Source organism: Streptomyces sp. JW3 (genome assembly GCF_052216785.1).
Lineage (GTDB): Bacteria > Actinomycetota > Actinomycetes > Streptomycetales > Streptomycetaceae > Streptomyces.
On the sequence record NZ_JBQOUX010000170.1, the window covers coordinates 1 to 11,115 of the forward strand.

An 11,115-nucleotide genomic window follows, 5' to 3' on the forward strand; every position below is an offset into this window, starting at 1 on the left:
CGTCGACGCCCGCAACGGCGTCGTCGAGCAGACCCGGCGGCACGCCGCCATCGCCGCCCTGCTGCGCGTCCCGCACGTGGTCCTCGCCGTCAACAAGATGGACCTGGTCGGGTACGAGGAGAAGGTCTTCGAGTACATCGGCGAGGAGTTCGCCGGGCTGGCCGCCGAGCTGGGGCTGCCGTCGTTCACGCCGATCCCGGTCTCCGCGCTGGCCGGGGACAACGTGGTCGAGCGCTCGGCGCACATGGACTGGTACCGGGGCCCGGCGCTGCTGGAGTTCCTGGAGACGGTGCCGGTGGCCGTGGGGCCGGTGGCCGCGCCGGCCCGGTTCCCCGTGCAGTACGTGATCCGGCACGGCGAGCAGCGGCACTACGCGGGCCAGCTGGTGTCGGGCGCGCTGCGGGTGGGCGACCACGTGACGGTGCACCCGTCCGGCGAGTACTCGCGGATCACCGGCATCGACGTGCTCGGCACGCCGGCCGCGGCGGCGTACGCCCCGCAGTCGGTCAGCCTGCGCCTCGCCGACCAGCGGGACGTCTCCCGCGGCGACATGATCACCGCGGGGGTGGACGCGCCGACGCTCACCCAGGACGTGCGGGCCGCCGTCTGCCACCTCGCGGACCGTCCGCTGCGGGTCGGGGACCGGGTGCTGCTGCGGCACGCCACCCGCACGGTGAAGGCGATCGTCAAGGATCTCGCGGGCGCCGAGACCCTGGCCGCCAACGACCTGGGCCGGATCGTGCTGCGCACCGCCGAGCCGCTGCCGCTGGACGACTACGCGGTCTCCCGGCGCACTGGTGCCTTCCTGCTGATCGACCCGGCCGACGGGGCGACGCTCACCGCCGGGATGGTGGCGCTCGGCGCACCGGCGTGAGGCGGGGCCTCAGCGGCCCGGGGTGAGCCGGGGCCGCGGGCGTCCGGCCGGCCGACCGGTGGGCGGGCGCCCGCTGCCCGCCCGGACGGCGCCCGGACCGTCATGGCCCTGCTCGGCCGCCGCGTCGAGCGTCCAGTGCGGGTCGTACGTACAGGGTCGTACAGGTGCGGGCGGGCCAGGGCGCACAGGTCCGCGCGTCCGGCCAGGACCAGGCTCCGGGCGTTCGCCGGCGGTGACCTGCCCGGTGGACACGTCGATCGCCTCGGCGCCGTGCGCGGTCGGTGATCCGCCGCCACGCCCGCGCCTGCCGCGGGGTGGACAGGCCCGTACAGCCCGGGGTGACACGGCCCCCGGAGCTGACCAGACCGTCTCGGTCCGGGTCGGGCCAGGGTGACGGTGGCGACGCCGGTGGTGTGCTCGACGCGCGGGTGCCGCCAGGCGGGGGTGCGGGCGGCGGAGCCGGTGAAGGGAGTGTGACTGTCGTCACGAGGGCGGCCTGAGGTCGTCGCGGGGTGGTGCGCCGAAGGTCCCGTCCGGTGCCCGTCGAAGGACTCTGTCCGGCGGCGCCGTACCATTCATAAAGTTGAAAGCAGGACAGGACCGCCTGCTCCATGAACGGAACCGCCGTGCACGATCCCACTCCAGCCCCCGCCTTCTGGCGCATCGCGCTGCCGCACACCGCCGCGGCCGTGCCGGTCGCCCGTGCCCTGGTGCGGACCGCGCTGGCCGAGCTGGAGCACGCCGCCGACTGCGACACCGCGGAACTGCTGACCGCCGAGCTGGTCGCCAACGCGGTGGAGCACACCACCGGCGAGACGCCGATCGAGCTGGTGGTGGAGCTGCTGCCGACCGGCTGCCAGGTCGAGGTGCACGACCCGGACCCGGCGCCGCCCGCCGACCTCACCGTGCCGTCGCTGCCCGTGCCCGACCCGTTGCAGGAGGGCGGGCGCGGCCTGCTGCTGATCCGCGCCCTCAGCTCGTCGTGCGGACACCGCCCCACCGACTCCGGCAAGGCGGTCTGGTTCAGGCTTCCCGCGGTGCCCGCTCAGCGGCGTCCGACGGCGTGAGCGCGGCGCGGCCGAGCCGGGAGTTGCGGCGCCCGTAGCCGTAGTAGACCAGCAGGCCCGCCACCAGGAACACGGCGAACTGGAGCCAGGTCGCGGCGCCCGTCTCGTAGATCAGGTAGAGGCAGAAGGCGATGCCCAGCAGCGGGGTGACCGGGTGGAGCGGGACCCGGAAGGTGCGGGCCAGGCCCGGTTCGCGGCGGCGCAGGGCGAGCACCGCGACGTTGACCACGGCCATGGTGGCCAGGGTGCCGATGGTGCAGAGGTTGACCACCGAGTCCAGTGAGGCGAAGGCGGCCGGGAGGGCGAAGACCAGGCCGACGATCCAGGTGCCGGCCACCGGGGTGGCGGTGCGCGGGGAGACCTTCTCGAAGACGCGCGGGATCAGTCCGTCGCGGGACATCGACATCAGGATGCGGGTCTGGCCGTACATCACGGCGAGGACGACGGAGGCGATGGCGACCACCGCGCCGAAGGCGACGATCGTGCCGCCCACCGAGGAGCCGGTGACCTGGTCGACGACGTAGGACAGGGCGGCGGGGCGGTCGCCGACCGCGTCGCCGCCGATGGCGCCGATGGCCGCGAGGGCGACCGCGCAGTACAGCAGCGTGACCAGGCCGATGCAGACCAGGATGGCGACCGGGATGTCCCGGCGCGGGTGCTTGGCCTCCTCACCGGCGGTGGTGATCGCGTCGAAGCCGATGTACGAGAAGAACGCGGCCGTGGTGCCGGCGCCGATGCCGCCGAGGCCGGCCGGGGAGAACGGGGTGAGGTTGCCGTCCTTGAACGCCGTGTAGCCGATGGCGCAGAAGGCGACCAGCACGGTGAGCTTCAGTACCGCCATCGCGGCGGTGGCGCGGGCGCTCTCGCGTACGCCGCGGACGAGGAGGACGCAGGCCAGGGCGATGACGACGACCGCCGGGAGGTTGATCACGCCGCCGTCGCCGGGCCCGGCCGACAGGGCGTCGGGGAGCTGGAGGCCGAGGACGCCGTCCAGGAGTTCGTTGACGTACTGGCTCCAGCCGACCGCGACGGCGGAGACCGAGACGCCGTACTCCAGGAGCAGGCACCAGCCGACCAGGAAGGCGGTGGTCTCGCCGAGGCCGGCGTAGGCGAAGGAGTACGAGGAGCCGGAGACCGGGATCGCGCCGCCCAGTTCGGCGAAGGCGAACGCGGTGAGCACGCAGGTGATCGCGGCGAGCACGAAGGAGACGACGACGGCCGGGCCGGCCTCGGCGACCGAGTCGGACAGGCCGACGAAGATGCCGGTGCCGACGATCGCGCCGACGCCGAAGCAGACGAGCTGGAACAGCCCCATCGTGCGCTTGAGGCTGTGGCCGGCCCGGTCGGCGCCGGATTCGGCCACCAGCAGGTGGGGGGATTTGATGCGGGGCATGCGGGTGGTGCTCGTTTCTGGTGGTGCGCGGCGCGACGGTGGTCGCGCGGGGCGGCGTCAGGAGGGGTGGTCCCGGCGCCGCCCGGGGAAGTGCGGGGGTGGGTCAGGCGAGGGTGGCGACCAGGACGGCCTTGATGGTGTGCAGCCGGTTCTCGGCCTCGTCGAAGACGACCGAGTGCGCCGACTCGAAGACCTCGTCGGTGACCTCCAGCGAGTCCAGTCCATGGGCGTCGAAGATGTCCTGGCCGACCTTGGTGCCCAGGTCGTGGAAGGCGGGCAGGCAGTGCAGGAACTTCACGTCCGGATTGCCGGTGGCGCGCAGCACGTCCATGGTCACCGCGTAGGGGGCGAGGGCGGCGATCCGCTCGGCCCAGACCTCCTTGGGTTCACCCATCGAGACCCATACGTCGGTGGCGACGAAGTCGGCGCCGCGCACGCCCTCGGCCAGGGTCTCGGTCAGGGTGATCCGGGCGCCGCTGGTCGCGGCCAGTTCCTGGGCCCGGTCGACGATGTCCTGGGCGGGCCAGTACGTCTTCGGGGCGACGATCCGGACGTCCATGCCGAGCAGGGCGCCGGTGATCAGGTAGGAGTTGCCCATGTTGAAGCGGGCGTCGCCGAGATAAGCGAAGGCGGTCCGCTCCAGCGGCTTCGCGCTGTGCTCGGTCATGGTGAGCACGTCGGCCAGCATCTGGGTGGGGTGCCAGTCGTCGGTGAGGCCGTTGAAGACGGGCACGCCGGCGAAGGCGGCCAGCTCCTCGACCTTGGCCTGGCTGTCGCCGCGGTACTCGATCCCGTGGTACATCCGGCCGAGCACCCGGGCGGTGTCCTTCACGGACTCCTTGTGGCCGATCTGCGAGCCGGACGGGTCCAGGTACGTGGTCGAGGCGCCCTGGTCGGCGGCGGCGACCTCGAAGGCGCAGCGGGTGCGGGTCGAGGTCTTCTCGAAGATCAGCGCGATGTTCTTGCCGCTGAGGTACCGCGTCTCGGTCCCGGCCTGCTTGGCCGCCTTCAGCTCGGCGGCCAGCTCGACCAGGCCGCGGAACTCCTCGGCGGTGAAGTCCAGCTCCTTGAGGAAGGGGCGGCCGGCGAGGGCGGTCGGGACAGTCGCCATGGGGGCGCTCCAGAGGTACGAGAACAGGGAATGCGAACAGGGAATACGAACAGGGACAACGAAGATACGTACGGAATACTATACGGCATCCTGAATTCTTATACGGGGTCCCGCTGGACCGGGCAGCTCATGCAGCGCGGGCCGCCCCGGCCCCGGCCCAGTTCACTGCCCGGGATCTCGATCACCTCGATGCCTTGCTTTCGCAGGTGGGTGTTGGTGGTGGCGTTGCGTTCGTAGGCGATGACGACGCCCGGTTCGACGGCCAGCACATTGCAGCCGTCGTCCCACTGCTCCCGTTCGGCGGCGTGCACGTCCTGCGTCGCGGTCAGTACCCGGATCTCGCTGAGTCCCAGCGCGGCGGCGATCGCGCGGTGCATGTGCTCCGGCGGATGGTCGGTGACCTTCAGTTCCTTGTCGCCGGTGCCGGGCTCGATGGTGTAGGAGCGCAGCATGCCGAGCCCGGCGTACTGGGTGAAGGTGTCGCCGTCGACCATGGTCATCACGGTGTCCAGGTGCATGAAGGCGCGGGACTTCGGCAGGTCGAGGGCGACGATGGTGCGGGCCGAGCCGGCCGCGAACAGCTTGTGCGCGAGCATCTCGACGGCCTGCGGGGTGGTGCGCTCGCTCATGCCGATGAGGACCGCGCCGTTGCCGATGACCAGGACGTCGCCGCCCTCGATGGTGGACGGGTAGTCGGCCTGGCCCTCGGACCAGAGGTGGAAGCGGTCGTCCCGGAAGAGCGGGTGGTGCCGGTAGATCGCCTCGAAGTGGACGGTCTCGCGCTGCCGGGCCGGCCAGCGCATCGCGTTGATGGAGACGCCGTCGTAGATCCAGGCGGAGGTGTCCCGGGTGAACAGGTGGTTGGGCAGCGGGCCGAGCAGGAAGTCGTCCAGCTCCATGGCGTGGAAGCGCACCGAGACCGGCTCGGGGTGCGCGTCCAGGAACTCGCGTTTGGTCATGCCGCCGACCAGCAGTTCGGCCAGGTCGCGGGCGGGCAGCGACGCGACGGCGGCCCGCAGGTGGTCGGTGGCCAGGACGCCGTACTCCTTCTCGTCGAAGACCCGGTCCAGGACGAGTTCCCGGGCGGCCGGCACGTCGAGGGTCTCGGTGAGCAGGTCGCCGAAGAGGTGGACGGCGACGCCGCGCTCGCGCAGTACGTCGGCGAAACCGTCGTGCTCGGCGCGCGCCCGGCGCACCCAGAGCACGTCGTCGAAGAGCAGCGCGTCCTTGTTGGACGGCGTGAGCCGTTTCAGCTCCAGATCCGGCCGGTGCAGGATGACGCGGCCGAGCCGCCCGGCCTCGGAGTCGACGTGGAATCCCATGCCTCCATCCTGACCACTCGGACGGGGGTTCACCCGGGGCCCGGCGCTTTTCCCGGCGGGCGGGCCCCGGAGGCGGGGGTCATTTCGCGCGCGCCCGGGATCCGGTACGGCACTTGCCGCCGGGGCGCTTCTCGGGGACGGGACCCCGCGGGCGGCACTGCCCACCGGGCGCGTCTCACGGGCAGCGGAATCCCTCGGCGGCACGAGGCCCGGCACGGCACAGCCCACGGCACAGCCCACCGGGTCGCCCCCGGGGGACGGGGCACACGGGTCCGGTACGGCACCTCCCGTCGACGGCGCGCTTCCCGCCGAGCGCCCCTCACCGGCGGGGGATCCCCTCGGGCGCACGGTGGCCCGGCCCGCCTCCGCCCCGCGCGGTGGCCGCCGTCGGCCGCCGGGCGGTGCTTCCGCCGCTCGGGCGCGCGGGGGGCGTACGACCTGCGGTGCGACGCCCCGGGTCCCACAGGCTGGGAGCCGACCGAACAGAGCACCGGGAGACGCCTGTGGACCATGACGCCCTGATCGCGCACTTCGTGGGTGCGTCGGCGCTGATTCTGGTGGCCGCGCACGCCGCCGGCTGGCTGGCCCGGCGGCTTCGGCAGCCGTACATCGTCGGGCAGCTCGCCGCGGGCATCGCGCTGGGCCCGTCGCTGCTGGGCGGCCTCGCCCCCGGCGCGCACGCGGCGCTCTTCCCCTCCGCCGTCGGGCCGGCGCTGACCGGGCTGGCCCAGTTCGCCCTGGTGATCTTCCTGTTCGGCGTGGGCTACGAACTGGACCTGTCCATGCTCGGCGACCGGGCGCGCACCTCGGTGACGGTGGCGCTGGTCTCGTTCGTGGTGCCGATGGCGGTGGGCAGCGGCTGCGCGCTGCTGTTCCGGGAACCGCTGCGGGAGCTGGGCATGCCGCGGGACCTCTCGCCCGCCGCCGTGGTGTTCGCCGGGGTGGCCCTGTCGATCACGGCGGTGCCGGTGCTGACCGCGATCGTGCGGGAGAACGGCCTGTCCCGTTCGGTGCCGGGGGTGGTGGCGGTCTCGGCCGCCGGGGTGCTGGACGTGATCGGCTGGACGGTGCTGGCCGGGGCGATGATCGACCGCGGTGGCGGCGGCGCGGGCGGGCTGGGCTGGCCGTGGCGGGTGGCGCTGGCCGTCGGGTTCGTCGCCCTGATGGGGCTCGCGGCCCGGCCGGTACTGCGGCGGCTGCTGTGGCGGACCCGGCTGGAGCCCTCGCTGCGCCTCGCGCTGCTGCTCGGGTTCGCCCTGGCCGCGGCGTGGGTGACGCACTCCCTCGGACTGCATGTGATCTTCGGGGCGCTGCTCGCCGGGGTGGTGACGCCGCGCGAGAAGGACGGCACCCTCGATCCGGATCTGCTGCGTCCGCTGCACGACGTCGGCTCGCTGCTGCTGCCGTTCTTCTTCGTGACCTCCGGGCAGTCGGTGACCGTGACCGGCATGGGCGCCACCGGCTGGGTGGCGCTGCTGGTGGTGACGGTGCTGGCGGTGACCACGAAGGTCGGCGGCGGCGCGGTCGCCGCCCGGCTGGGCGGCCTGGACCGGCACGACGCCCGGACCGTGGGGGTACTGCTCAGCGCCCGCGGCCTGACCGAGCTGATCGCCCTGGACGCGGGCCGCCAGGCGGGCCTGCTCAGCGGCCCCCTCTACACGGTCCTGGTCTTCATGGCCCTGACCACGACCCTGCTGACCCAGCCGTTGCTGCGGCTGACCGAACGGCTGGCGGCCCGGGACCGCGCCGCCGCCCTGCCGGCACCCCGGCCGCACCCGGACGGGGCACCGGCGGCCCGGGGCGCCGACCAGCGCTGACCCGGGCCACCGTGCGGCAGCTCACAGCCGCGGGGCCACCGGCCCCCGACGCCAGGCCCAAGCCACCGAACGCCACCCCCGGCCCCCGGCCCGTCCGGCAGCTCACAACCGCGGGTCCACCGGCCCCGACGCCAGGCCCAAGCCACCGAACACCGCCCCCGGCCCCACCCCCGGCCGACAGCTCACAACCGCGGGTCCACCGGCTCCGACTCCAGGGCCAGGACACCGAACACCGCCTCGTGCAACACCTTGACCTCAGCGGCGCACTGGATGAGTCGTGACAAGCCCTTCTTGCCCTGATCCTCGATCTCGTAGCCGTACGGCGGGGGGCCACCGACCCAGCCGCCCTCCTCGGCCTTCTCCTGCAACCCGCCTTGGGTACGCTCGCGGATGGTCTCCCATTCGGTCTCGGCGTAGTCGGCGTCACGGCGCATCTTCTTGCGACCCTCGGCCGTGGTGTTGTCGTAGTCGTCCTGGACAACGCCGACGAAGATGCCCATGTCTTCGAGTTCCCAGACCCACCGCCAGAAGGCGCGGCCGGTGCGCCCGATGGCGCGTCCCTCGTTGACGACCACGATGTCGAAGGGCTTGGGCTTCTCCCTGGCCAGCTCCATCAACTTGTTGAGATCTTCGCGCTGGTGCGCCTCAAGGCTGCCGCTGATGCCCTCGTCACAGAAGGTGCCGACATGCCGCCAGCCCTTTCGGTCGATGTGGCGCAGGATCTTTTTGGTTGAGTACTGAACGCCGTAGCCCTTGGCCTGGTCCTCGGTTGAGACGCGGGCATAGGCCACCGCCCGGAGCTGGCCACCTGCGGTCACCCGCTCGATTACACCCGTGGCCATGGCTGTGCTTTGCTGGGTCATGTGCTGGGTTCGTCCTTATCTCTCAGCGCTTTAGCCCGGCCGGGGCGGCATCCCCGGCCGGGCTCGTTGGTCTTAACGAGTGAAGTCGGCGGTGCGGGTCGGTCAAATGGCCTGGAACTTGAGGGTCCGGCGCTCCTTGCCCTTCACCTCGTAGACGAAGTGGTCGCCGTCCATCCGACCCTCGAAGGTGGCTCGGCCAACCTTGGCCGTGACCTTCTTGGACTTGCTCGGGGCGGCCTTGCGGGCTGCGCGCTCCTCGGCCTTGTGTGCCTTCTCGGCGGCCTTGTCCTGGGCGCGCTTCACCCCGGCCGCGACCATGCGGGCGAAGGCGTAGCACTTGGCGTGCTTGTCGGCGCTGGCGCTGGTGGCTACCCCGCCCTCGTTGCGCCGGATGTCCAGGCCGAGGGCACCCCAGCGGATCAGCGCCGACTTCAGCTTGGCATCGTGGCCGGGAGCGAACTGGCGCTCGGTGCTCGCGGTGCACCCCGTGCTGAAGACCTCGCAATCGCCGCTGGCCACCTGCTCCTCGGTCAGGTCGGCGGGGAGGGCGTCGTACGCGGCGCACTCGCAGGGCTTCAGCTCGTCGGCGTCGGCCTGGGCGGTCTTTGCGGCGGTGGTGTTGGCGGCCATTTCGTGCTCCCGAATTCTCGATCCCGAACCCTGGCGGAAATGCCGGGCGAAACGGCTGTGGCCAGGCTCATTTAGGCAGCATGAATAACCGCCCGTGATGGTCGTCTTTTGTCACCACGCGTGACTGTGGCAGCCCGATGGTGACTGCCACAATCCGCCCCCGGCACACCCCCGTGCCTGGGCACGTACCCGGTGGGGGGTCTCTGGGCTGCGAGAGTCACAGTCACACTCGGGCTGCCACAGTCACGAGCCGTTATTCGCGGCGGCTCGGGTCGTTGACCTTGTCGCGCGGGATGTGGGTGCCGAGCGGCAGGCCGAGCGCGCTGGCCTCGTCCAGCTCGGCCGGGCGCGAACCGCCCCTGATCTGGCACAGCTTGACGGAAAAGTAGGCCACCTCCCCCGCCGTCCAGCGGACGACCCGGTAACGCACCCAGAGCCCACCGCCGATGACCAGACCGCCAGCGACCGGGCCAAGCTCGTGGACCGCATACGCCCCGCCGGCCGCCACCGAGTTCACGCCCAGGACAGCCCAGGGCACCCACCGCCGAGGACGCCGGACGACCGTGCCAGCACCCACCGTTTCAACTTTGGGGCGAGTGGTCGGCACCGAACTCGGCGGCTACGCGGCCCGGCTCGACCGGCGCGGACGCCTGGTCGCGCTCGCCTTCGACCAGGACCGGATCGTCGCCTCCATGCTCGGCACGGCGCTGCGGGCCGCTCTGCGACCCCGGCGGATCAAGCTCTTCAGCAACAACCCGTCCGCCGAGCGCCTGGCGGAACTCACCCGGTCCGCCGAGCGGGGAGACGTCCGCCCCGTGGTCCACGCCGTGCTGCCGATGGCCGACATCGCCGAGGCGCACCGCGGCCTCGAGGCGGGCGGGGTGCGCGGGAAGTACGTGGTGGACATGGGGCGCCACGGGTAACGCGGTCCCGTCCGGCCGCGCCGGGCCGGGCCGGGCGGCCTCAGTGGCCGTCGAGCAGGTCGCGGGCGGCGCGGACCGCCTTCGCCTCCCAGTCCCGGCGCTCCGCCAACTCCTCCCGGTGCTCGGCGGCCAGCCGCTGCTGCACCCGTACGTCCACGGCGTGCACCGCCCGCAGGTACCCGGTGCGCCGCTTGCAGCGGGCGTCGGCGGTGGCCGTCTGCTTCTCCCGGGCGGAGGGTTCGCCGGCGCGGACCGGCCGTCCGGCCAGCCGGTCCCTCAGTTCCCGGTCAACGCGGCCGGGGTCCGGGTCGTCCCGGGCGTCGCCGGGGGTGGCGTAGTCGTGGCCGGCCTCCCGCATGCACGCCGACCAGGCCCGGTCGGCCGCGCGCCAGGCGGGGTCCTGTTCGGCCTCCCGGAGGCTGTCGGCCTTGAGCGAGAGCACCGGGTCGGTGCGCTTGGCGGGGTCGGTGCCGAACAGGGTGCGCGCGGCCCGGCCCAGACAGCCGTCCTCGGGGATGCGGTGTCCGTGCACGCTCCTGGCGTCGCCGGGCAGGTCCGGCCCCGCCAGTCCCAGGTACTCGTCGAGGGTCCACTCGCGCCGCGCGGTGTGCCGTTCGTAGGCGTACCGCGCGCCCTGGTAGCCGTACTCGGCCGCCTCCCCGGGGTCCTCGACGCCGTAGCGCTCCGCGGAGTCGTGGGCGAAGGCGGTCACCGCGCCGGTGCCCGCGGGCCGTTCGGGCCAGGCGGGCACCGGGTCCAGGGACAGTTCGCGCAGTTCGGTGAAGCCGAGGCCGCGCATGCACTCCTTGGCGAGGGTCCAGCGGGCCCGGGTGACCGTACGGGTGTCGTCCTCGGACATCTCGTAGGCGTCCAGCGGCTGGAAGCGCGGGTCACCGGTGGCGAGGGCGGACGCGGTGGGCGGCGGGTCGGCGGGGTGCGGGCCGGCGCCGGTTCCGCAGCCGGCGGCGAGGGCGAGCACCGGGGCGAGGAGCAGGGCGCGGCGGACGGCTGTGTGCATGCGGACAGCCGACCAGAGCCGCACCCGCCGGGACAGTGGCGGAAGCCATACGTCCGGTCACAGGTGGATCACAGCCGGGGGGGGGGGGGGGGGGGCC

The 11,115-nt window shown here is 72.9% G+C and carries 11 protein-coding genes and 1 pseudogene; 4 read left to right on the forward strand and 8 right to left on the reverse strand.

Annotated elements, in window-relative coordinates:
• Positions 1-874 (forward strand): elongation factor 1-alpha C-terminal domain-related protein (locus ACTT8P_RS36680; RefSeq protein WP_442836128.1); only part of this gene is annotated, 874 nt, incomplete at its 5' end.
• Between the two features lie 9 nt (positions 875-883).
• On the opposite strand, the pseudogene ACTT8P_RS36685 reads toward ACTT8P_RS36680, so the two are convergent.
• Positions 884-1,150 (reverse strand): annotated as a pseudogene (locus tag ACTT8P_RS36685) (bifunctional salicylyl-CoA 5-hydroxylase/oxidoreductase); the annotation flags it as partial.
• A gap of 335 nt (positions 1,151-1,485) precedes the next feature.
• On the opposite strand from ACTT8P_RS36685, the gene ACTT8P_RS36690 reads away from it, so the two are divergent.
• On the forward strand, positions 1,486-1,941 hold the full coding sequence (locus ACTT8P_RS36690) for an ATP-binding protein (protein ID WP_442836129.1): 456 nt from the start codon (positions 1,486-1,488) through the stop codon (positions 1,939-1,941).
• On the opposite strand, the gene ACTT8P_RS36695 is transcribed toward ACTT8P_RS36690, so the two are convergent.
• The 3 genes from ACTT8P_RS36695 to ACTT8P_RS36705 all read right to left on the reverse strand — a co-directional run bounded on the left by ACTT8P_RS36695 (position 1,898) and on the right by ACTT8P_RS36705 (position 5,767).
• Positions 1,898-3,334, reverse strand: coding sequence for an amino acid permease (locus ACTT8P_RS36695; protein WP_442836130.1), 1,437 nt, complete (start codon positions 3,332-3,334; stop codon positions 1,898-1,900). The two genes, ACTT8P_RS36690 and ACTT8P_RS36695, sit on opposite strands and share 44 nt — an antisense overlap.
• Before the next feature lie 103 nt (positions 3,335-3,437).
• Positions 3,438-4,445, reverse strand: a complete 1,008-nt coding sequence (gene argF / locus ACTT8P_RS36700) for an ornithine carbamoyltransferase (protein ID WP_442836131.1) — start codon at positions 4,443-4,445, stop codon at positions 3,438-3,440.
• 98 nt (positions 4,446-4,543) lie between these two features.
• Positions 4,544-5,767 carry an arginine deiminase gene (locus tag ACTT8P_RS36705; protein ID WP_442836132.1) on the reverse strand — a complete coding sequence of 408 codons (1,224 nt, stop codon included), beginning with the start codon at positions 5,765-5,767 and terminating at the stop codon, positions 4,544-4,546.
• 503 nt (positions 5,768-6,270) lie between these two features.
• Between ACTT8P_RS36705 and ACTT8P_RS36710 the strand changes: the two genes are divergently transcribed.
• A complete protein-coding gene (locus ACTT8P_RS36710; protein WP_442836133.1) occupies positions 6,271-7,584 on the forward strand; it encodes a cation:proton antiporter in 1,314 nt (437 codons plus the stop codon).
• Between the two features lie 182 nt (positions 7,585-7,766).
• Here the strand turns inward: ACTT8P_RS36710 and ACTT8P_RS36715 are convergent, their stop codons facing one another.
• The 3 genes from ACTT8P_RS36715 to ACTT8P_RS36725 form a co-directional block, all read right to left on the reverse strand.
• A complete protein-coding gene (locus ACTT8P_RS36715) occupies positions 7,767-8,447 on the reverse strand; it encodes a recombinase family protein (protein ID WP_442836134.1) in 681 nt (226 codons plus the stop codon).
• A 102-nt stretch (positions 8,448-8,549) separates the two neighbouring features.
• The gene (locus tag ACTT8P_RS36720; protein ID WP_442836135.1) at positions 8,550-9,077 is read right to left on the reverse strand and encodes a hypothetical protein; all 528 of its coding nucleotides are present in this window, start codon (positions 9,075-9,077) and stop codon (positions 8,550-8,552) included.
• Between the two features lie 253 nt (positions 9,078-9,330).
• Positions 9,331-9,615, reverse strand: a complete 285-nt coding sequence (locus ACTT8P_RS36725) for a hypothetical protein (protein ID WP_442836136.1) — start codon at positions 9,613-9,615, stop codon at positions 9,331-9,333.
• A gap of 58 nt (positions 9,616-9,673) precedes the next feature.
• Here ACTT8P_RS36725 and ACTT8P_RS36730 point away from each other — a divergent pair, with 58 nt between their 5' ends.
• Positions 9,674-10,000 carry a zinc-binding dehydrogenase gene (locus ACTT8P_RS36730; protein WP_442836138.1) on the forward strand — a complete coding sequence of 109 codons (327 nt, stop codon included), beginning with the start codon at positions 9,674-9,676 and terminating at the stop codon, positions 9,998-10,000.
• 40 nt (positions 10,001-10,040) lie between these two features.
• Here the strand turns inward: ACTT8P_RS36730 and ACTT8P_RS36735 are convergent, their stop codons facing one another.
• Entirely contained in the window at positions 10,041-11,018 is a 978-nt protein-coding gene (locus tag ACTT8P_RS36735; protein ID WP_442836137.1) for a hypothetical protein, read from the reverse strand.
• Positions 11,019-11,115: the final 97 nt, after the last annotated feature.